General features: G+C 73.3%; 14 protein-coding genes and 1 pseudogene. 10 read left to right on the top strand and 5 right to left on the bottom strand.

Going from position 1 to position 21,765, the window contains the following annotated elements; genetic code table 11:
• The first annotated feature begins 123 nt into the window (after positions 1-123).
• From ACFV1W_RS24645 to ACFV1W_RS24635, 3 genes are read left to right on the top strand one after another with little or no spacing between them, the layout of a single operon-like run.
• Positions 124-3,306, top strand: coding sequence for an amino acid adenylation domain-containing protein (locus ACFV1W_RS24645; RefSeq protein WP_380419396.1), 3,183 nt, complete (start codon positions 124-126; stop codon positions 3,304-3,306).
• Positions 3,303-4,514 (top strand): NAD(P)/FAD-dependent oxidoreductase, encoded by a 1,212-nt coding sequence (locus ACFV1W_RS24640; RefSeq protein WP_380419395.1) that lies wholly within the window; start codon positions 3,303-3,305, stop codon positions 4,512-4,514. The genes ACFV1W_RS24645 and ACFV1W_RS24640 overlap by 4 nt, the downstream gene beginning before the upstream one ends.
• Before the next feature lie 22 nt (positions 4,515-4,536).
• Positions 4,537-6,075: an AMP-binding protein gene (locus ACFV1W_RS24635; protein WP_380419394.1), complete on the top strand. Its 1,539-nt coding sequence runs from the start codon at positions 4,537-4,539 to the stop codon at positions 6,073-6,075.
• Positions 6,076-6,141: 66 nt separating this feature from the next.
• On the opposite strand, the gene ACFV1W_RS24630 is transcribed toward ACFV1W_RS24635, so the two are convergent.
• Positions 6,142-8,526, bottom strand: coding sequence for an amino acid adenylation domain-containing protein (locus ACFV1W_RS24630; RefSeq protein ID WP_380419393.1), 2,385 nt, complete (start codon positions 8,524-8,526; stop codon positions 6,142-6,144).
• Positions 8,526-9,902 (bottom strand): condensation domain-containing protein, encoded by a 1,377-nt coding sequence (locus ACFV1W_RS24625; protein ID WP_380419392.1) that lies wholly within the window; start codon positions 9,900-9,902, stop codon positions 8,526-8,528. Before ACFV1W_RS24625 ends, ACFV1W_RS24630 begins: the two co-directional genes overlap by 1 nt.
• 273 nt (positions 9,903-10,175) lie before the next feature.
• Between ACFV1W_RS24625 and ACFV1W_RS24620 the strand changes: the two genes are divergently transcribed.
• From ACFV1W_RS24620 to ACFV1W_RS24610, 3 genes are read left to right on the top strand one after another with little or no spacing between them, the layout of a single operon-like run.
• On the top strand, positions 10,176-12,554 hold the full coding sequence (locus ACFV1W_RS24620; protein WP_380419391.1) for an amino acid adenylation domain-containing protein: 2,379 nt from the start codon (positions 10,176-10,178) through the stop codon (positions 12,552-12,554).
• A 17-nt stretch (positions 12,555-12,571) separates the two neighbouring features.
• Entirely contained in the window at positions 12,572-13,960 is a 1,389-nt protein-coding gene (glyA, locus tag ACFV1W_RS24615; RefSeq protein WP_380419390.1) for a serine hydroxymethyltransferase, read from the top strand.
• A 42-nt stretch (positions 13,961-14,002) separates the two neighbouring features.
• A complete protein-coding gene (locus ACFV1W_RS24610; protein ID WP_380419389.1) occupies positions 14,003-14,215 on the top strand; it encodes an MbtH family protein in 213 nt (70 codons plus the stop codon).
• Positions 14,216-14,346: 131 nt separating this feature from the next.
• Here the strand turns inward: ACFV1W_RS24610 and ACFV1W_RS24605 are convergent, their stop codons facing one another.
• Both ACFV1W_RS24605 and ACFV1W_RS24600 read right to left on the bottom strand, forming a co-directional pair.
• Positions 14,347-15,000, bottom strand: a complete 654-nt coding sequence (locus ACFV1W_RS24605; protein ID WP_380419388.1) for an FMN-binding negative transcriptional regulator — start codon at positions 14,998-15,000, stop codon at positions 14,347-14,349.
• A 55-nt stretch (positions 15,001-15,055) separates the two neighbouring features.
• The gene (locus ACFV1W_RS24600) at positions 15,056-16,333 is read right to left on the bottom strand and encodes a lysine N(6)-hydroxylase/L-ornithine N(5)-oxygenase family protein (protein WP_380419387.1); all 1,278 of its coding nucleotides are present in this window, start codon (positions 16,331-16,333) and stop codon (positions 15,056-15,058) included.
• A gap of 415 nt (positions 16,334-16,748) precedes the next feature.
• Here ACFV1W_RS24600 and ACFV1W_RS24595 point away from each other — a divergent pair, with 415 nt between their 5' ends.
• From ACFV1W_RS24595 to ACFV1W_RS24585, 3 genes are all read left to right on the top strand, one after another.
• Entirely contained in the window at positions 16,749-18,560 is a 1,812-nt protein-coding gene (locus tag ACFV1W_RS24595; RefSeq protein WP_380419386.1) for an amino acid adenylation domain-containing protein, read from the top strand.
• On the top strand, positions 18,557-19,801 hold the full coding sequence (locus tag ACFV1W_RS24590) for a cytochrome P450 (protein WP_380419385.1): 1,245 nt from the start codon (positions 18,557-18,559) through the stop codon (positions 19,799-19,801). Before ACFV1W_RS24595 ends, ACFV1W_RS24590 begins: the two co-directional genes overlap by 4 nt.
• Positions 19,802-19,882: 81 nt before the next feature.
• Positions 19,883-20,923 carry a GntG family PLP-dependent aldolase gene (locus tag ACFV1W_RS24585; protein ID WP_380419419.1) on the top strand — a complete coding sequence of 347 codons (1,041 nt, stop codon included), beginning with the start codon at positions 19,883-19,885 and terminating at the stop codon, positions 20,921-20,923.
• Positions 20,924-20,953: 30 nt separating this feature from the next.
• Here the strand turns inward: ACFV1W_RS24585 and ACFV1W_RS24580 are convergent, their stop codons facing one another.
• On the bottom strand, positions 20,954-21,454 hold the full coding sequence (locus ACFV1W_RS24580; protein WP_380419384.1) for an FBP domain-containing protein: 501 nt from the start codon (positions 21,452-21,454) through the stop codon (positions 20,954-20,956).
• Between the two features lie 147 nt (positions 21,455-21,601).
• Here ACFV1W_RS24580 and ACFV1W_RS24575 point away from each other — a divergent pair.
• Positions 21,602-21,765 (top strand): annotated as a pseudogene (locus ACFV1W_RS24575) (amidinotransferase); the annotation flags it as partial.

The following is a 21,765-nucleotide window of genomic DNA, read 5'->3' as shown; positions in this document are numbered from 1 at the left end:
GGGAAATGGCTCGGCAAGGGGTGAGATCTTGCCGTGCCCGCAAGGGATTTGACCTCTGTCATGATCGCATCGAGTAGGGTAGTCTCGCCGCGTCTTGGAGTGATGAGAGCGGGGGACCAACCCATGCCCGACCGTGTCGTTCCCATCTCGCCGCAGCAGCGCAGGCTGTGGCTCCTGCACAGTCTGCATCCGCGGCTCCCGCTCTACAACGGGCCCGTCGCGCACGAGATCCGGGGAGAACTCGATGTCCCGGCGCTGGAACAGTCAATCCGTGCACTGATATCCCGTCATGCCGCACTGCGGACCGGTTTTTCGGTGGTGGACGACCAGCCCGTACAAGTGGTGTCCGACCGCCTGGAGTTCAGCCTTCCCGTGCACGACCTGAGGGGGGATCCCGATTCCCTCCGGGCCCGGGTGCGCGAGGCCGCCGCCGCGCCGTTCGACCTGGAACGCCCCGGGGTCTTCGACTTCCGGCTGTTCCGGTCGGCGGACGAGGAGTGGACGCTGCTGCTGAACCTCCACCACATCATCACCGACGGCTGGTCCAACGCGGTGATCGCCGAGGAGATCGGCCGGGGCTACGCGGACGCGCTGGCCGGGCGACCGGCCGCCGCCGAGAACGCCGGCGACGGGTACGCCGAGTACGGCGTCGCGCTGGCCGGGCGGCTGGCCGACGGCCTGGCCCAGCGTCAACTCGCCTACTGGTCCGAGCACCTGTACGGCGCCCCGGACCTGCTGCGACTCCCACTGGACCGGCCCCGGCCGGCCCGCCAGCGCTTCCACGGCGAACTGATGGACTTCGCGCTGGACGCCGAGCTGGCCGAGCGGGTGCGGCAGACCGCGGCCCGCCACCGGACCACGGACTACGTGGTGCTGCTGGCCGCTTTCACCCTGCTGATGCACACCTACACCGGCGAGCAGGACGTGGTGGTGGGCGCACCGGTGTCCAACCGGGACGACGAGGCCCTCGACCGCACCGTCGGCTTCTTCGTCAACATCCTTCCGCTGCGCAGCCGGATCCGGCGCGGCGAGAGCTTCTCGGAGTATCTCCGGCGCTGCCGGGCGACGTTCATCGGCGGATTCCGCAACCAGGCGGTGCCTTTCGACGAAATCGTCAAGATGACGGACAGTCAGGGTTCGCTCGGTCACTCGCCGCTGGTGCAGGCGGTATTCGGATACCACCAGGAGAGCGCTCCGGCGCTTCCGCTGGACGGCCTGCGGACGAGCCGCTGGAACGTCCCGACCGGATTCGTCCAGACGGACCTGGAGTTCGACCTCGCACGAGCCGAGGACGGTTCCGTGGCCGGAATCATCGCCTATGACAGCGACCTCTTCGACGAGGCGACCATCGCCCGCCTGGGCGCGAATTACCGCGCCCTGCTGGAGGGGGCGTTGGCCGATCCGCAAGCCCCGCTGGCGCGGCTCGAAGCGCGTTCCGCCGAGGAAATTCGCCTGGACCGCGAGGTGAACGGAACGACGGCCGAGTTTCCCGCGGACGCCTGTCTGCACGAGCTGTTCGAGGCGCAGGTCGAGCGCACCCCGGACGACGTCGCCGTGGTCTCGGAATCCGCCCGGCTCAGCTACCGCGAACTCGACGACCGGGCCGAGGCGTTGGCCCGGCGGCTGCGGGCGCGCGGGGTCGGCCCCGAGCGGGCGGTGGGCATCTGCCTGGAGCGCTCGGTGGACATGGTGGTGGGGCTGCTCGGCATCCTCAAGGCCGGTGGCGCCTACCTGCCGCTGGATCCGGCCAGCCCGCCGGCCCGGATCCGGCAGATCCTGGCCGACGCGGGCGCGCCGGTGCTGCTGGTGGACCGGGCGCTGGGGGAGGAGATCGGCGCGGCCTCGGTCGGCGCCAGGACCCTGGATCCCGCGGCCCCGGATCCGGCGACCCCGGACGGGACGGCCCCGTCCGACGGCCCCGGCGCCCGCCCGCACCCCGAGAACCTGGTCTCCGTCTACTACACCTCCGGCTCCACCGGCATGCCCAAGGGCGTGGCGAGCCGCCACCGCGGCTGGGTGAACCGGATGGTCTGGATGCAGCGCAGGCACCGGCTCGCCCGGGGCGAGACCGTCCTGCACAAGACCACCCTGACCTTCGACGACTCCGCCCTGGAGATCTTCTGGCCGCTGTCGGTCGGCGGCCGGGTGGCCGTGCTCGAACCCGGCCGCCACCGGGACCCGGTGGCGGTGCTGGAGGCCGCCACCCGCTACGAGTCGGTCTACCTCCAGGTCGTCCCGAGCATGCTGGGCGCGGTGCTCGACCTGGTGGAGCAGGCACCCGAGCGGGTGCCGCCGCGGCTGCGGAACACCACCTCCAGCGGTGAGGCGCTGACCCCGGCGACGGTCGAGCGCTTCCACCGGCTGATGCCGGGGGCGCTGCACAACACCTGGGGCGCCACCGAGGTGTCGATCGACTCGACCTGCCACACCTGCGGCCCGGCCGACGGGACCGCCGCCGGACCGGTGAGCCTGGGCCGTCCGTTCGACAACAACACCGTGCACGTGCTGGACCGCGAGCTGCGGCCGGTGCCGGTCGGCGTGGTCGGCGACCTGTACATCGGCGGCCTCGGGCTGGCCCGCGGCTACCTCAACGACCCGGCCCGTACGGCCGGTGCCTTCCTGCCCGACCCGTTCCGCCCCGGCGAGCGCCTCTACCGCACCGGCGACCAGGGCTTCCTGCACCCCGACGGCGGTTTCCGCTTCGTCGGGCGCAGCGACCACCAGGTGAAGATCCGCGGCATGCGGGTGGAACTCGGCGAGATCGAGACGGTGCTGCTCCGCCACCCGCAGGTGAGGGACGCCGTGGTGGTGGTCGCCGCGGAGGGCCCGGTCCAGCGGCTGGTGGCCTTCGTCACCGCCGTCGACCCGGCCGACCCCCCGGGCTTCGACGCCGTCCGGGAGCACGCCAAGGAGTGGCTGCCGCACTACATGGTCCCGGCCCAGCTGGTGGTCGAGGACTCCTTCCCGCTCAACGCCAACGGCAAGGTCGACCGGCGGGCGCTGAAAGTGCCCGAGCCGCCGGCCGGTTCGCAGGCCGCCGGGGGCGAGGCGCCGCGGACGCCGTCCGAGCAGTTCGTCGCCGGGGTGTGGCGGGAACTGCTCGGTGTCGAGCGGATCGGCGCGGAGGACGGCTTCTTCATGCTGGGCGGGCACTCGCTGGTCGCCACCCGGTTCACCGCGCGGGTGCGCCAGCGGCTCGGTGTCGAGTTCCCGCTGGTCACGCTGTACTCGGAGCCGACCGTACGGGCGACGGCCAGGACGCTGGAGGAACTCGTCGCGCAGAAGCTCGCCGAGGCCGAGCGGTGAGCCGCGGCTGGGACGCCGTGGTGGTGGGCGCCCGGGTCGCGGGCGCCGCCACCGCCCTGCTGCTGGCCCGGCGCGGTCACCGGGTGCTGCTGATCGACCGGGCCGCGTTCCCCTCGGACACCATGTCCACCCTCTACATCCACCAGCCCGGCGTGGCCAAGCTCTCCGAGTGGGGGCTGCTCCCGGCGCTGCTGGACTCCGGCTGCCCGGTGCTGGACACCATCAGCTACGACGTCGGCGGCGTCCGGCTGGCCGGCCCGGCCCCGGTGATGCCGGGCGCCCCGGCCGCCTTCGCGCCGCGCCGTCTGGTGCTGGACCGGCTGCTGGTCGAGGCGGCCGTCAAGGCGGGCGTCGAGTTCGTGGACCGGGCCAGCCTCCAGGAGCTGGTCCACTCCGAGGGCCGGGTCACCGGCGTGCGCTTCCGCACCGCGGGCGGCGTGCGCACCGAGCACGCCCGACTGGTGGTCGGGGCCGACGGGATGCGCTCGCGGGTGGCCCAACTGGTCGAGGCGCCGGTGGAGTCGGGCGACCCGCGGGCCAGCTGCGTGTACTACACCGGCTGGGCCGGGATCAGCACCGGCTTCGGCTTCCACGAGAGTCCGGGCAACTGGATCGTCCGGATCCCCACCCACGACGACGTGACCCTGGTCTCCACCTACTTCCCGCAGGACCGGTTCGCCGAGATCAAGCAGGACCCGTTCCGCCACCACCTGGCGGCGGTGCGCGGCACCGCGCCCGAGCTGTACGAGCAGCTCGCGGAGGCCGAGCAGGTCGAGCAGATCGTCGGCACCGGCGACCAGCAGAACTACTTCCGCCGCGGGCACGGCCCCGGCTGGGTGCTGGTCGGCGACGCCGGCCACCACCTGGACACCATCAGCGCCCGCGGCATCACCAACGCCCTGCTCCAGGCCTCCTACCTGGCCGAGGAGCTGACGGGCGGACCGGACGACCCGGCCGCCCTGGCCCGGTTCACCCGGCGCCGCGACGAGGAGCTGGCCGAGCCGTACCAGAGCACGTTGGAGCTCGCCAGGCTCACCGTCACCCCGGCGCGGCTGCGGATGCTCCGCGAGATCGGCGAGTCCCCCGAGCTGACCGGCCGCTACTTCGCCGTCGTCGCCGGGATGCTCGGCATCGACGAGCTCTTCGAGGACGACGAGGACGACGAGCCCTTCGGAACCGACGGCCCCGATGACGACGACCAGTTCTGATCCCACCCCTGGAGGCACCGCCATGAGTCCCGCTCCGCTCTCGCTCTGGGGCGGCGAGTCCCGACCGCCGTGCCTGCTGGCCGCGTTCCACGACCAGGCCGTCGCGCGGGGGCCCCTGACCGCAGTCGTCGACGGCGGTCGCGGCGTCACGTACAGCGAGCTGCTGTCCTGGGTCCAGGGCATCGCCGAGGGCCTGACCGCGGCCGGGATCGGCCCGGGGGACCGGGTCGCGGTCACCGGGCGGCGCAGCGCCTCGGTCGTGGCCGCGCTGCTCGGCACGATGTGGGCGGGCGCCACCTACCTCCCGCTGGACAGCGAGTACCCGGCCGCCCGGCTCGCCCACATGCTCAAGGACAGCGGCGCCGTCCTGCTGCTGTACGCGGACGAGGAGCCGGAGTTCGAGGTGCCGGTGCCCAGTCTGCCGATCTCCGGCCTGCCGACGAGGGGCACGGTCGATCCGGTGGCCTGCCGGCCCGAGCTGTGGACGTACGTCATCTACACCTCCGGCTCCACCGGCCTGCCCAAGGGCGTGGCCGTCCCGCACAGCTGCCTGGACACCATGGCCGACTGGCAGCGCAACCATTCGGTCCGGCCGGACGTGCGCACCGCCCAGTTCGCCCCGCTCAACTTCGACGTCTCCTTCCAGGAGGTGCTGGGCACCCTGTGCGGCGGCGGCACGCTCGTCGTGGTGCCGGAGGAGCTGCGCCAGGACCCGTTCGAGCTGCTGGAGTGGCTGGGCGAGAACCGGATCGAGCGGCTCTTCCTCCCGTACGTCGCGCTGCAGATGCTCGCGGTCGCGGCCGCCGAGGAGGAGTCGCTGGACCACCTGGCGCTGGCCGAGGTCAACGCGGCCGGCGAGCAGCTGGTCTGCACGCCGGACATCCGCGAGCTGTTCGCCCGGCTGCCGCGGTGCCGGCTGAACAACCACTACGGGCAGAGCGAGTCCGCGATGGTCACGGCGCACACCCTGACCGGCCCCAGCAGCTCCTGGCCCGCGCTGCCGCCGATCGGCGCGCCGCTGCCGGGCTGCGAACTGCTGATCGACCCGCTGGACGCGGCCGAGCCGAACGTCGGCGAACTGCTGGTGGCCGGTGCGCCGTTGTCGCCCGGCTACCTCAACCAGCCGGAGCTGAACGCCAAGCGCTTCGTCGCCGTCGACCCGACCCCGCAGGGGCACACCGCCGCCTTCCGCACCGGCGACCTGGTCCGGTTGGAGGACGGCGTGGTGACCTTCCTGGCCCGCCGGGACAAGGACGTGAAGATCCGCGGCTACCGGGTCAACCTGCTGGAGATCGAGGTGCGGCTGCTGGAGCTGCCGACCGTCTCCGCCGCGGTCTGCGTGGCCCTGGACGACGGGCAGGGCTCGCGCTCGCTGCACTGCGCGGTGACGGTCGACGCCGGAGCGGAGCCGTTGGACGGCGCCCGGGCCGCGGCCGAGCTGCGCCGCAACCTGCCGGACCCGTACATCCCGCGCTCCTTCACCACGGTGGCCGCGCTGCCGCGCACCCACAGCGGCAAGGTGGACCGGGACGCGGTGGCCCGTACGCTCGCCGAGCGCTGAACCCGCCGCACGCCGAACGGGCCGGCCTCCACCGCGGAGGCCGGCCCGTTCCGTGGACGTGCGGGGTCAGAGCAGCGACGGCCGGGTGCTGGTGCCGCGCCGCTCGGTGACGATGGCGGCGACCTCGGCGACGGTGTCGGCGGCGATCAGGTCGGCCACCTTCAGCGCGGTGCCGAAGCGCCGGTTCAGCCGGCCGACGACCTGGATCGCGGCCAGCGAGTTGCCGCCGAGGTCGATGAAGGAGGCCGCGGCGCCCGGGACTTCGGCCAGGCCCAGCACCTCGTGCCAGGTCTCGCCCACGGCCGTGCGGACGGCCGGGTCGGAGGTGTCCTCCGTCGTGGCGGCGGCGACGGCGGCGGCCTCGGCGGCGAGCCGTTCCAGCTCCGGCCGGGCGATCTTCCCGTTCTGGTTCACCGGCAGCTCGGCGAGCACGAAGACCCGGGCCGGGACCATGGCCTCCGGCAGCCGCTCGCGCAGGTGCGCCCGGAGGACGTCGACCGAGGCCTCGGCCCCCTCGGCCGCCTCGGCCGCCGACACGTAGGCGGCCAGCGACTGGGCGATGCCCGCCGAGTCGCGCACCGGCACCACGATGGCGTCCGCCACCGCCGGGTGCTCGCGCAGACAGGACTGGACCTCGCCGAGCTCGATCCGCACGCCGCCGATCTTCACCTGGTGGTCGACCCGGCCGATCAGCTCCAGCTCGCCGTCCGCCCGCAGCCGGGCCAGGTCGCCGGTGCGGTACAGCCGGGCGCCGGGGACGGCCGAGAACGGGTCGGGCAGGAAGCGCTCGGCGGTGAAGGCCGGGCGGTCCTGGTAGCCCCAGCCGACGCCCAGGCCGCCGAGGAACAGCTCGCCGAGCTGGTCCACCCCGGCGGGCGTGCCGAAGGAGTCCAGCACGTAGGCGCTCTGGTTGGTCATCGGCCGCCCGTACGGGACCGAGCGCCAGCGGGGGTCGACGGCGGCCACGTCGTAGTAGGTGCTGTCCACCGAGACCTCGGTGGCGCCCCCGAGGCCGATGAAGCGGGCCTGCGGGAAAGCCTTGCGGGTCGCCTCCGGCTGAGCCAGCGGGATCCAGTCCCCGCCCAGCAGGAAGGCCCGCAGCGCGCCGGTGCGGCCGGTGCCCCAGGTGCGCAGGAACTGCGTCAGCGAGGACGGGACGGAGTGCCAGACGGTGATCCCGGCCCGCTCGACCAGCTCCACCCAGTGCTCGACGTCGTTCTCCCTCCCGCGCTCCGGCAGCACCAGGGTGGCGCCGGTCATCAGCGCGGCGAACACGTCGTAGACCGTCATGTCGAAGCTCGGCGAGGAGACGCCGAGGATCCGGTCGCCGGGGCCGAGGCCGTAGCGGGAGCTGAGGTCGAGGATCATGCTGGTCCGGCCGACGTGGTCGAGCAGCGCGCCCTTCGGCTCGCCGGAGGAGCCCGAGGTGAAGATCACGTACGCGAGGTCCCGGCCGGTCACGTCGACCTCGGGCAGCGCCTCCCGGTCGGCGGTCGGCAGCTCCTCGACCGGGCCGAGCGGGATCACCGGCACACCGGTCGTCGGGTCCGCGCCGTCGGCGGCGCCCAGGGCGTCGGCGACCACCACGTCCACCCGGCCCAGGCGGTGCAGCACCTCGCGGCGGTGGGCGGGCAGCATCGGGTCGAGCGGGACGAAGGCCGCGCCGGTCTTCAGCGCCGCGTACGCCGCCACCACCAGCTCGGCGCTGCGGGTCGCCGCCACGCCGACCCGCCCGCCGGGCCCCACCCCGTGCCCGGCGATCCGGACGGCCAGCGCGTTGGCCCGGGCGTCGAGTTCGCCGTAGGTGAGGCTCAGCGGGCCCTGGACCACGGCGACCCGCTCCGGGGCCGCGGCCACCTGCCGCTCCACCCGCCGGTGCAGGCAGACCGGCTCGGCGAGTGGCGGCCGCGGGCGGTTCACCTCCGCGACCAGCTCGCGCTCGGCGGCGGTGAGGTGCTCGACCTGGTCGATCCGCAGCTCGTCGGGGGCGGCGAGGTAGGCGGCGAGGTGCGCGGCGGTCCGGGCCGGCGCGTGCTCGTCGTCGGGGCGGGCGGAGGCCCGCAGGCGCAGCGTCCAGGTGCCGTCGTCGGCGGGGGAGAGGGCGAACACGGCCGGCGAGGACCGCGGGCCCACCGACAGCTCCAGCCCCTTCTCGAACGCCACCGAGCGCCGGGCGAACGCGGCCCGGCAGGCCCGAAGGGTGGGTGTGGAGGATCCGGTTCCGGCCAGTTCGGCGGGCTCGATCCGCCACTCGGTCCACGCCTCGTGCTCGTCGGCGCGGCCCCACAGGGTGACCGGCCGCACCCCGCCGTAGCGCAGCACCAGCGCGCACAGCCCGGCGGCGAGGTCCGAGGGCGCGGTCGCCCGCAGGCCGCTCAGCGGCGCGGACTCGACGGACCCGGTGCGGTCGCTCCACAGCACCGGGAGGACGGGATCGGCGTGCTCGGTCATCAGGAGGCTCCCTGGTCGGGTTCGTGAGGGGTGCGGGCGACGGCGGCGAGCAGCCGGGAGACGCGGGCGCCGGGGCGGTCCACGGCCGTGCGGAGCAGCTCCTGCAGCTGGTCGGCCAGGCCGGCGGCCCACGGCGCGTCGAACGCCTCGGTCGAGTACTCGATGCCGAGCAGGAAGTCCGGGCCGTCCTCGACGAAGGTCACCGTGGCGTCGAAGGCGTGCTGCCCGGGGTACAGGTCGATGTCCTCGCAGAGGACTCCCGGCAGCTCCGGGCGGCCCGGGGCGCTGCCGCCGGTGCGCAGCTGGAGGGTGACCTGGGCCAGTGGGTTGCGCCCGGGCCGGCGGGCCGGGGCGAGGCGGCGCACCACGCTGCCGAACGGCACCTCGTGGTCGATGGCCCGTACGGTGGCGGCGTTCAGCCGGGCGGCCAGCTCGCAGAAGGCCGGGTCGTCGGAGAGGTCGGCGCGCAGCACCACCATGTTGACGAAGTAGCCGATCAGCGGTTCGAGTTCCGGCTCGCCGCGGCCGGCGAACAGGGTGGCGAAGGCGGTGTCGGGGCGTCCGGTGCGTTCGGTCAGGGCGAGCGAGAAGGCCGCGCCGAGCCACGAGAACAGCGATCCCCTGGCGGCCCTGGCCAGGTCGGTGAGCCCGCGGTGCAAGGCAGGGTCGAGCCGGACGACGAGGCGGTCGGCGGCGAAGGACGGCCGCCGGGGGCGCTGCCGCCCGGCGGCCAGGTCGACGGCCGGGACACCGCGCAGTTCCTCCTCCCAGTGGCCGAGCAGTGCCTCCAGCTCCGGGCCGCGGAGGCACTCCCGCTGCCACCGGGTGTAGCGCCGGTAGGGCACCGGGAGCGCGGGCAGCACCGCCTCGGGGTCCTTCCCGGCCAGCAGCGCGGCGTAGCCGGCGGACAGTTCGTCGGTGAACAGGCGCAACGACCAGCCGTCAGTGGCGATGTGATGCATCACCAGGCTGAGCACGTGGTCCTGCGGCCCGAGCCGGAACAGCCGCAGCCGGAACGGCCGGCCGGCGGCCAGGTCGAAGGGCTCGCGGGCCTCCCGGTGCAGCGCGTCGGCGAGTTCGGCCCCCTCGGCGACCTCGGACAGCGGCAACGCGGCCCCGGCGGGCGGGAGCACCAGTTGGTACGGCTCGCCGTCCTCCTCGCGGAACGCGGTGCGCAGCACCTCCTGGCGGCGCACCACCAGGGTCAGCGCGGCGTCCAGCAGATCCGTCCGCAGCGGGCCGCGCAGCCGGAAGGCGAGCGGGACGTGGTAGGCCGCGGTGCCGGGAACCAACTGCTCGAACATCCACAAGGCCTCCTGACCGGAGGACAGTTCGTACCGCTCGGCCGGGTCGATCCCGTCGACGGAACCGGGCATCGTGCTCCCATCGGTGAAAAGTGCCGGGACGTCTGTCGGAATACCGGGAGGGCGTCGTTCCCCGGGAATCCGGGGTCGGGCCGCGCCGGGACCGAGTGCGCCGGCGGGCGATCACCGCCCAGTCTGTCAGCCGTACGCACTCTGCGGAAGATCCTCCCCGGGGGTGGGCCGGAAAACTGCAGGGGAAAAGGCAGTTGGTTGTCATACCCCGGCGTCTGCGGTATCCCTTGATCTCGAACCTGTCCGGTGCATGCTCACTTCCAGGAGTCGCGAATGACCGGCACACACATCGCCGGCGGCCTCGTCACGACGGCGGCCGTGGGCATGGTGCGGTTGCCGTGCGATCGGTGGCTCGCCAATCGGCCGGCCCGCCTGAGCAGTTCGCGTACGCACCCGGTCCCGGCGCCGGTCCTGGCGCGATTCCTGGGCCTCGCCGAGGAGCCGACCGGCAGCCCGGACGCCGGGCTCGCGGCCGTGCTCGCGGTGCTGCTGCACCACTACGCGGGCCAGCAGGACGTCCGGTTGGCGCTGGAGCGGGCGGAGGTGCGGATCAGCCTCGCGGAGGACGCCGGGCTGCGCCGGATCTGGCGGGAGGTGGACGGCCAACTGGCCGGTCGGCGTACCGAAGCGGCCGAAGCCGGAGTGACCGGAACCGAGGCCCCGCTCACCGTCCGGCTGCGCCCCGAGGGCACGGGCGAGGACACCGTCCTGGAGGCCGCCTACGATCCGGCCCTGCTCGACGAGCCGACCGTCGACCGCGTCCTGGAGCACGCCGGCCGGCTGCTGGAGGCGCTGGTCACCGACCCCGACGGACCGGCCCGGCGCGCCCGCTTCGGCTCGGCGGAGGAGCGCGAGCGGATCCTCGTCGAGTGGAACGGGACGCGCACGCCCTACCCGGACTCGACCGTGGTGGCCGCCTTCGAGGAGCAGGTGCGGGCGACGCCGACCGCGCCCGCCGTGGAGTTCGAGGGCGCCGTGCTCAGCTACGCCGAACTCGACCGGCGGGCGGGCCTGGTGAGCCGCCGGCTGCGATCCGCTCAGGGCTCCGGCTTCGTCGGTATCCACCTGGAGCGCTCGCTCGACCTGGTGGTGGCGATCCTCGGGGTGCTCAAGGCGGGGCTGGCCTACGTGCCGCTCGACCCAGAACTGCCCGCCGACCGGGTGCGCTACATGGTCGAGGACTCCGGGGCCCGAACCGTGCTGTGCCGCCCCGAGGACGTCGAGGCGCTCTCCGGCCACGGAGCCGACGCGGTCACCGTCCGACAGGCCGTCGAGGAGCCGGGGGAGGAGTCCGGGGGCCGCCCGGAGATCACCGGTGACACCCCGATCTACCTGATCTACACCTCCGGCTCCACCGGCCGCCCCAAGGGCGTGCTGAACCGCCACGCCGGGGTGTTCAACACCGTCCACTGGCGCCGACAGCGCTTCGAACTCGGACCGGACGACCGGGTGTTGCAGAAGACGCCGTTCGGATTCGACGTCTCCGCCTGGGAGTTCCTCTGGCCGCTGGTCTCCGGTGCCTGCCTGGTGGTCGCCCGTCCGGGCGGACACCGGGACACCCGCTACCTCAAGCGGACCATCCGGGACCGGCGCGTCACCGTCGTCCACTTCGTGCCGTCCATGCTCGACGCCTTCCTGGAGGAGGACGAGCTGGCCGCGCACTGCGCGAGCCTGCGCCTGGTGTTCGCCAGCGGCGAGGCGCTCGCCCCGCCGACGATCCGGGCCTTCTTCGAGCGGCTGGACTGCGAACTCCACAACCTCTACGGCCCCACCGAGGCGTCCATCGAGGTCTCGCACTGGCAGGCCGGCCCCGGGTTCGCCGGGCGCGACGTGCCGATCGGCCGCCCGATCGCCAACACCGCCCTGTACGTCGTCGACGAGCGGCTCGAACCGGTGCCGGTCGGCGTGGCGGGGGAGCTGTGCATCGGCGGCGTCCAGGTCGCACTGGGCTACCACCGCCGGCCGGAACTGACCCGCGAACGGTTCGTCGCCGACCCCTTCGCCCCCGGGGCCCGGCTGTACCGCACCGGCGACCTCGCCCGGTACCGCACCGACGGGCAGATCGAGTACCTCGGGCGGCTCGACGACCAGGTCAAGATCAGCGGCTTCCGGATCGAACCGGGCGAGATCGAGACCGTGCTGCGCGGGCTGCCGGGCGTCGGGCAGGCCGCGGTGCTCCCGGTGGGGGAGGACGGCGCCCGACGACTGGCGGCCTTCGTGGTGCCGGCGGACACGGCGGTCCTGGACCCGGAACCCCTCCGGTCCGCACTGGCCCGGGCGCTGCCCGCCTACATGGTGCCGAAGCAGTTCACGGCCCTCGCGGCACTGCCCACCTCGACCAACGGCAAGCTCGACCGCCGTGCCCTGGCCGAGCTCGCCCGGCCGGCCGATCCGGGCCGGGCCCCCGCCGGGGACGCCGGGGACGCCGGGTCCGAGCTGGAGGCGACCCTGCGCGCGCTGTTCGCCCAGTCGCTGGGCGTCGCCGAGGTCGGCCCGCACGAGGACTACTTCGAACTGGGCGGCCACTCACTGGCAGCCGTGAAGCTGGCGACCCGGATCCGGGCCGCGCTCGGAGTGGACCTCGACGTCTGGACCCTGTTCGACTTTCCCACCGTGGCCGAGCTGGCGCGCGAACTCGCCCGGCCGCTCTGACGAAGGACGGTCCCCCCATGACAGCATTACCCGCCCCCGCCCCCGCCGCGGAGGACGCCGACGACGCCGAGGACCCGGTGCGCGACCTGCTGGCCGCGGGAGCCGAGCGGCTCGCCGCCGACGACCCGGTGCTCCACCGGGTGCTGGCCCGCGAGCAGGCCCGGCAGAACGCCACCCTGTCGCTGGTCGCCTCCTCCAGCGTGGTCGACCCCTCGGTGCTGGCCGCTCAGGCCTCCACCGCGGTGAACGTGACCGCCGAGGGCTACCCCGGCCGCCGCTACCACGCCGGCTGCGGCGTCATCGACGACATCGAGAGCCTGGCGATCGAGCGCGCCCGGAGCGTCTTCGGGGCCCGCTACGCCAACGTCCAGGCGCACTCGGCGACCACCGCCAACTACGCGGTGCTGTCCGCCCTGCTCGACCCGGGGGACACCCTGCTCGGGATGAACCTGGCCGAGGGCGGCCACCTGACCCACGGCAGCCCCGCGGCGTACGCCGGGCAGTACTTCGACGCCGTCGGCTACGGGCTGGACGCCGGCGGGCTGATCGACTACGACCAGGTCGCCGAGCTGGCCAGGGAGCACCGCCCCAAGGTGATCATCTGCGGGGCGACGGCCTACAGCCGGATCGTCGACTTCGCCCGTTTCCGGGCCGTCGCCGACGAGGTCGGCGCCTACCTGATGGCCGACATCTCGCACGTCGCCGGGCTGGTCGCGACCGGCCTGCACCCGAGCCCGGTCGACCACGCTCACATCACCACCGCCTGCACCCACAAGCAGCTGTTCGGCCCGCGCGGCGGCCTGATCCTGGTCGGCCGGGACCACGACGCGCCGGCGCCGAAGGGCAACGGCGACCTCACCGCCTTCCTCCAGCGCGCGATCTTCCCGTACTACCAGGGCGCCCCGGCGCTCAACAGCATCGCGGCGAAGGCCCGCGCCCTGGCGATCGTGGCCACCCCGGCCTTCGCGGCCACCACCGAGCGGATCGTCGCGTTCTCCCGCGGCATGGCGGCCGAACTCTCCGAGCGGGGCTACCCGATCGTCTCCGGCGGGACGGACAACCACACCGTCCTGGTGGACCTGCGTGCCCGCGGCCTCAGCGGCCTGGTGGCCGAGGAGGCGCTGGAGGAGTGCGGGATCGTGGTCAACAAGAACCGGGTGCCCGGCGACACCACCCCCCCGCTGGTCGGCGGCGGCGTCCGGCTGGGCTCCAACAGCGCGGCGCACCGCGGGATGTCCGGGGCCGAGGCGGCGCGCTGCGCCGAGCTGATCGACACCGTGCTGTCCGCCGTCACCCCGCTCGGCCCGCGCACGTACCGGCTGCCCGACGACGTCCGCTACTCGGTCTCCTCCCAGGTCGCCGAACTGGCGGCCAAGTTCCCCCTGCCCGGCTACGCCACCGCCTAGGTTCCCTCGGAAGGCACCTGAGATCCCCGGAAGGACATGCACATGAGCGAGCTCGACGACGACCGCCGGCACCTGGTGGTCCTCAACGACGAGGAGCAGTACTCCGTCTGGCCGGCCGAGCGGGACGTCCCGGCCGGCTGGCGGGCGGAGGGCTTCGAGGGCACCCGTCAGGAGTGCCTGGACCACGTCTCCCGGGTGTGGACCGACATGCGGCCGCTGAGTCTGCGGCGGGCCATGGAGACGGCCCAGGGCTGACCTGCCGGGGCTGACCTGCCGTGCGGCGGACCGGGGCTGACGGCCCCGGGCCGTCAGCCCCGGCGCGGACGCCGAAGGGCCCGGGGCGGTGGGAACCGCCCCGGGCCCTTCGAACTGCCGCCCGGCTCGGTTCACCCGGCGCCGCTGCCCAGCCGCAGGGCGCGCATGGTGTCCGCCACCTCGCGGTGCAGTCCCGAGCCGCTGGCGGCGAACCGGTCGAGCACCCGCTGCTGGACCTCGGGGGCCTTCTCCTGGCTCAGCTTGAACATCACGTCGACCTTGGTCACCGTGAAGAAGAGGCCGCCGACCGCGCCGACGATCTGCCGGTGGTACTCCAGCGAGGGCGCGAGCGCCATCTTGTCCCCGAACCGGTCCTCCAGCGTCTGCGCCGTGGTGTGGACGATCGTCAGGGTCTCGTCCTCTCCGGCCGGTTCGACCGTGCCCTCCAGGTGGACCGCCACGTAGTTCCAGGTCGGCGCGACCATGTCGGCCGAGTACAGGGTCGGGGTGACGTAGCCGTTCGGGCCGTGGAACACGAGCTTGGCCGGCCCGCCGCCGTCGGCGACCAGCTGCTGCCAGTGCGGGTTGGCCCGGGTCAGGTGGGCCCATAGCCGCATGCCCGGCAGGGCGTCCCCGGGAGCGGCGTCCGGCGGCGCGATCACCGGGACGTGGGTGGCGTGCGGCACCGGCTCCCCGTTGCTGACGAGCACCGCGAGCGGATGCCGCTCGATGATCCGCAGCGGCCAGTCGTCCCCGTCCACCTGGTAGAGCTTCGGCGTGAACACTCGTCCTCCTCGATGTCAGCGGGTCAGCGGGTCAGCGGGTGAACGGCGCCGCGGGTCAGCCGGACAGCGCCTTGACGAGCATGTCGCCGATCTCGCCGGCCCGGACCGCGGACAGGGAGAGCAGGGTCTCGGAGAGCCCGTGGCTGTGCTCGCCGAAGCCCTGGACGTAGATCCCGCACCGCACGCTCTCGTCGGTCACCACCCGGTGCTCGCGGTCGAGCCGCAGCCGGCCCTCGTCGTCCAGCCGGCACTGCGGCAGCAGACCGTCCAGGAAGACGGCCGGATCGGTGCGGGTGTACCCGGTCGCGCACACCAGCGCCTGCGCCTCGATGACGGTGCTGGTGCCCGAGGACAGCGATTCCACGTCGATCCGCAGGCCGTCCGGAGTTTCCGCCACTTCGCGCACCCTGGAGACGTTGTGGAAATTCAGCCGGGGATTTCCGGCCACCTTTTCCAGATACGCCTGCTGGAACAGCGAGTGCAGCAGATCGGCGTCCACCACCGAGTAGTTGGTGGACGCGTGGTAATCGATGAGGCGCCGCCGGACGGCGTCCGGCGCGGTGTGGAAACGGTCCACCGCCTCGGGGTTGAACACCTGGTTCGCGAACGGGCTGTCGTCGGCGACGCTGAAGCCGTACCGGGCGTGCACCGAGTGGACCTGCGCCCGCGGGAAGCGCGTGTGCAGGTGCTCGATGGCCTCCGCGGCGCTCTGGCCCGAGCCCAGTACCACGAGGGAGCGCGGGTCCTGCGGGGCGATCCGCTCCACCTCCGGCAGGAACTTGGCGGTGTGCCAGATCCGCGGCGAAGCGGGCAGGTCGGCGGGCAGCCGCGGCTCGATGCCGGCAGCTATCACCAGGTTGCGGGCGCGCTGGACCTGCCGGGTGCCGTCGGGGGCGACGAAGCGTACGTCGAGGAACTCGACCCCCTGCTCGCCGGTGACCGGCTCGACCGACACCACCCGCGACCCGTAGGAGACGAGGTCCGCGAAGCTCTCCGCGACCCACTCCAGGTAGTCGTGGAACTCCACCCGCAGCGGGTAGAAGGACTTGGTGTTGATGAAGTCCGCCAGCCGGCCCCTGGCCTGCAGGTAGCACAGGAACGAGTACGGACTGGTCGGATTCCGCATGGTCACCAGGTCCTTGAGGTACGAGACCTGCATGGTCGCGCCCTCGATCAGCATGCCCCGGTGCCAGCCGAAGCGCGGCTGGGCCTCGAAGAAGCGCGCGCTCACGGGTGCCTCGCCGGCGATCTCCGCGATGGCGGCCGCGAGGGCCAGATTCGAGGGGCCGAAGCCGATTCCGGCCACGTCGACGATGCCGGTCCCGGCGACCACGCCGGAACGTTGCCGCTCACCCACGGACTTCCCTGCTCTCTCCCTTTTGGGGATGGCCTGTCTGGGTCGACGATCAGTCCGGTCGACCGATGGCGGTGGCCAGGGCAGCACGTTGCCGCGGCTCCTGATCACTCCATGACAGTAGGAGCTGCCCCACCGGCTGTGCAAGCAATTGGAGGAAATCCCGATCGCGGTTCAGTAGTTGGCCTTCCGGTCGGACATCGATCGGGTTCACTCTTGACGGCGCATCGTCACGCTGAATAGCATCCGAAGCGTTCGAAGGTGGGCATAGCCGTACCCCAAGTCGACGGCTCGGCAAAAGAGTTCGTTACCGGCAATCCGAACTCCATTCACTGACTTCTCGTCAAGAACTGACAAGGGCAAGGTTTCGCGCGAAGGGATCCGCGACCGCACCATGTTGGAATCACCGAGCACGACCGAGTCGGATCCCCGGCGGGGGTGGTCCCTTGCGAGCCGCTTCTCCGCCGTCGCAGCGGCCTCCCCGGAGGCGACCGCCGTCCGCAGCGAGACGGGCGACCTCCGCTACGGCGAACTGGAGGCGGCGGCCGACGCCCTCGCCGCCCGGCTGCGCGGGCGCGGCGTGCGCCGAGGCGACCGGGTCGGCGTCCTGCTGGAGCGCTCGCCCCGACTGATCGTCGCCCTGCTCGGCATCCTCAAGGCGGGCGCCGCGTACGTCGCCGTCGACCCGGGAGACCCGGTGGCCCGACTGCGCACCGTCCTGGGCGACGCCGAGGTCGTGCTGGTCGTCACCGACGAGGCCCGACGCGCCGGGGTGGAAGGGGAGTTCCCGTACCTGGACGTCCGGGAGGCCCCGGTCGCCGAGGCCTCGGGGCCCCCGGTCGAGCAGATCCCCGAGGACCTCGCCTACGTCGCCTACACCTCCGGCTCCACCGGCCGCCCCAAGGGCGTCTGCGTGCCGCACCGGGCCGTGCTGCGCCTGGTGCTGGACGCCGCCTTCCTGGGCGCCCGCGCCGACGACGTCTTCCTCCAGCTCGCCCCCGTCGCCTTCGACGCCTCCACCCTGGAGATCTGGGGCGCCCTGCTGAACGGCGGCTGCCTGGCCCTCGCCCCGGCCGGCCGACTCGGCCCGGCGGAGATCGTCAAGACCGTCCGCGACACCGGCACCACCGTGCTGTTCCTCACCACGGCCCTGTTCCACCAGGCCGTGGAGGCCGGACTGACCGACCTGCCCGCCCTGCGCGCGCTGTACACCGGCGGCGAGGTGCTCTCCGCCGAACTGGTCGACCGCGCCGCCGCCGCCCTGCCCGGCACCCTGTTGTCGGCGGCCTACGGCCCCACCGAGAACACCACCTTCACCAGCACCCACCCCGTCCGCGAGCCGCTCGGCGCCCGCGGCGTCCCGATCGGCGGGCCGATCGACGGCACCGGCATGGTCGTCCTCGACGAGCGGTTGGAGCCGGTGCCCGACGGCACTGTCGGCCGGCTCTTCGTCAACGGCGCCGGCCTCGCCCACGGCTACCTCGGTCTGCCCGGCCTGACCGCCGACCGCTTCCTCCCCGATCCGTACGCGAGCACCCCCGGGGCCAGGATGTACGACACCGGTGACCTCGCCCTGCGGGCCGCCGACGGCCTCTTCGAGTTCGTCGGGCGCGCCGACGGCCAGCTCAAGGTCAACGGCGTGCGGATCGAGTCCGACGACATCGAGGCCCGACTGCGCCGCCACCCGGACGTCCAGGACGCCGCCGTCGTCCTCCAGGACCACGGCCCCGGCGACCGCCGGCTGGTCGCCTTCTACAGCGGCCCGTACGCCGTCTCCTCGGTCGAGCTGCGCCGGGGGCTGGCCGAGGACCTCCCGGCCACGATGATCCCCTCCGCCCTGGTCTGGGTCGACCGGCTGCCGCTCAAGGCCAACGGCAAGGTCGACCGGGCCGCCCTCGCCGCCCGGCGCGGCCGGAGCCGCCCGGACAGCGAGGTGCCCTACCGCGGGCCCGGCGACGAGGTCGAGCGCCGGCTCACGGTGCTCTGGCAGGAGATCCTGGACGTCGAACCGGTCGGCGTCGACGACGACTTCTTCGACCTCGGCGGGCACTCGCTGACCGCCAGCCGCATCACCCGGGAGATCGCCGCCGAGTTCGAGGCGGTGATCCGGGCCCGGGCCTTCTACCTCAACCCCACCGTGGCCGGCCTGGCGGAACACATCAGGGCCCAGCGGCCGGAGCCGGCCGTCACCGAGGCCGCGCGGTGAGGATCACCGTTCCCGGCGGCGCGCCGGAGCACGAGGCCGACCAGGTCGACCCCGAGCACGTCGACCTGAGCGACCCCCACTTCTACGCCACCGGGGACCCGCACGCCGTCTGGCGGCACTACCGGCACAAGGCCCCGGTGACCAGGCTCGCCGTGCCCAGCGGCCGCACCTACGTCTCCGTCACCGCGCACGCCGAGACCAGCGCCGTCCTGCGCGACCACGCGCTGTACACCTCCCGGCGCGGCAACATGCTGTCCGTCCTCGGCGAACAGGACCCGGCGGCCGACCGGATGATGGTCGCCAGCGACCCGCCCGTCCACGGCTACCTGCGCCGGCCCGTCGCCCAGGCGCTCTCCGCACGCGGACTCGCCGCCCGCCGCCCGGCCATACGCCGGACGGCCCGGCTGCTGCTGGAACCGCTGACCGGCGGTGAAGCCTGGGACCTCGCGGCGGCGGTGACCGCCTTCCCGATGACGTTCACCGGCGCCCTGATGGGCCTGCCCGAGGCCGACTGGCCCGAACTGACCAGGCTCACCACGATCGCGATCGCTCCCGCCGACCCGTCCTCCCGGGACGACTCCGGCGGCCACCAGCTGGTCTCCGCCCACCACGAACTCTTCGACTACTTCGCCGACGTGGCGGCCGCGCGCACCCCGCGCGAGGACCTGATCGGCCTGCTCCAGCAGCTCACCGTCGGGGACCGGACGATCCGGCTCGACGAGGTCATCTACAACTGCTACAACGTGCTGCTCGGCGCCAACGTCACCGCCCCGCACGTCATCGCGACCACGGTGAACGCCTTCCTGGAGCACCCGGAGCAGTACCGGAAGGTGCTCGACGGCGGGGCCACCGTCGCGTCCGCCGTCGAGGAGGGCCTGCGCTGGGCCTCCCCGGCCACCCACGCCATGCGCTACGCCACCGAGGACACCCGCCTCGGCGGCGAGCCGGTGCGGGCCGGCGAGGCGGTGGTCGCCTGGCTGGGATCGGCGAACCGCGACGAGAAGGTCTTCGACGAGCCGTACCGCTTCGACGTCGCCCGGACCCCCAACCGGCACGTCGCCTTCGGGTTCGGGCCGCACTACTGCGTCGGCGCCCCGCTCGCCCGGATCGCCCTGGCCGAGTTCTTCACCGAGGTCACCGAGCTGGTGGAGCGGTTCGAACCGGCCGGCCCGGTCGAGCACCTGGCCTCCAACTTCATCGCCGGGATCAAGCACCTCCCGGTGACGGCCCGGCTGCGCTGACCGCTTCGTCCCCCGCCCGTGACCCGGGCACCCGCGAAACAACGCACCACGCAACGAGAGGACCCTCCTGCCGTGATCGAGATGCGCAGTGACACCTTCACACTGCCGACGCCCGAGATGCTGACCGCGATGACCGAGGCGGAGCTCGGCGACGACGTCTACGGCGAGGACCCGACGGTCAACGAGCTCGAACGCCGCTCCGCCGAACTGACCGGCAAGGAGGCGGCCTGCTTCTTCCCCAGCGGCACCATGGCCAACCTGGCCTCGATCATGGCCCACGCGCCGCGCGGCACCAAGGCCGTGGTCGGTGCCGAGAGCGACATCTGGCTGTACGAGGCGGGCGGCGCCTCGGTCTGCGGCGGGGTCGTCTACGAGCCGGTGCCGAACCGGCCGGACGGCACGATCGCGCTGGCCGACCTCGCCGCGGCCTTCCCCGCCGACCCGGACGACCCGCAGTTCGCGCTGCCCTCGCTGATCTGCCTGGAGAACACCCACAACCGGTGCGGTGGGGTGGTGCTGCCGCTCGACTACCTGGCCGAGGTGCGCCGCTTCGCGGACGAACGCGGAGTCGCGGTGCACCTGGACGGCGCCCGGGTGGTCAACGCGGCGATCGCCGCCGGGGTCGAGGTCGCGGAGATCACCGCGCACGTCGACTCGGTGCAGTTCTGCCTCTCCAAGGGGCTGGGCGCGCCGGTCGGCTCGATGGTGGCCGGCAGCACGGAGTTCGTCGAGAAGGTCCGCCGACTGCGCAAGATGCTCGGCGGCGGGATGCGCCAGGCCGGACTGCTGGCGGCCGCCGCCCTGGTCGCCCTGGACACCCGGGACCGGCTCGCCGAGGACCACGCCAACGCCCGGCGGCTGGCCGAGGGACTGGCGCTGGTCCCCGGCGTGGAGATGGACCTCGACACCGTCAAGACCAACATCGTGATCTTCCGGGTCACCGACGAGCGCTTCACCTGGCGCAGCTTCCTGGCCTCGGTGAAGCGGCACGGCCTGGCGGTCACCGAGTTCGGCCACGGCCGGATCCGCGCGGTCGTCCACAACGGGGTGAGCGCCGAGGACGTGGATGCCGCCGTCGGCATCGTGGCCCGGGTGCTCAAGGAGGGCCCGGCGGCCGGCTGAACCGGCCGCCGAGGTGCCGCGGACGGCGGATCACGCCGTCCGCAGCACCTGCTCCACGAACGCGTCCAGGTTGGCGACCGTACGGGAGACCTGCTCCTCCAGCGTCAGGGACTCCTCCGGCCGGCTCACCGAGGCCGACCGGCGCTTGCCGCGCACGTACAGCGAGCAGCCGAGGTCCGCGCAGATGTAGGTGCCCACGGTGTTGCCCTCGCGCCCGGCCGCACCGGCCCGCCGGGCGGAGAGCAGCGCCACCCCGCTGCCGCCGTGGATGGTGATGCACAGCGAGCAGACGTTGGTCTTGGTCAGGCTGCGCCGGACGTTCGGCGCGCGCAGCGTGATCCCCACCAGGCCCTCGCCCCGGGCGGCGACCAGGTAGCCGCGGTCGGGCGCGCCCGGATCCCGCCATCCCAGGAAGTCCAGGTCGTCCCAGGGGAGTTCGGACAGGTTGCGGGGGATGCTGAGCCTGCGCGCCTCTCCCTTCGAGCAGTTGACGAAGGATTCACGAATCTCGTTCTCGGCAAGTGGACGCATCCGTCAGAGCCTAGTTGACCGCCGGGCGGTTGACCCCCGCCCTCCCCGAAACCCACCATCGCAGAGGAGCCCCCTGTGTCCGTAGGCGGTAGTCAGCCCGAGCCGGTCGGCCCGAAGACCCGGACGGCCACCCCGCGCCGGCTTCTGATGTGCCGGCCGCAGCACTTCGACGTGACGTACTCCATCAACCCCTGGATGCACCCCGAGAAGCCGGTCGACCGCGAACTGGCGCTGCTCCAGTGGGAGCGGCTGCGCGAGGTGTACCTCTCGCTCGGCCACACCGTCGAGGTGATCGACCCCGTCCCCGGGCT

This window comes from Kitasatospora sp. NPDC059648 (assembly GCF_042734825.1).
Taxonomy (GTDB): Bacteria; Actinomycetota; Actinomycetes; order Streptomycetales; family Streptomycetaceae; genus Kitasatospora.
This window is presented reverse-complemented; position numbering and strand designations above follow the sequence as displayed.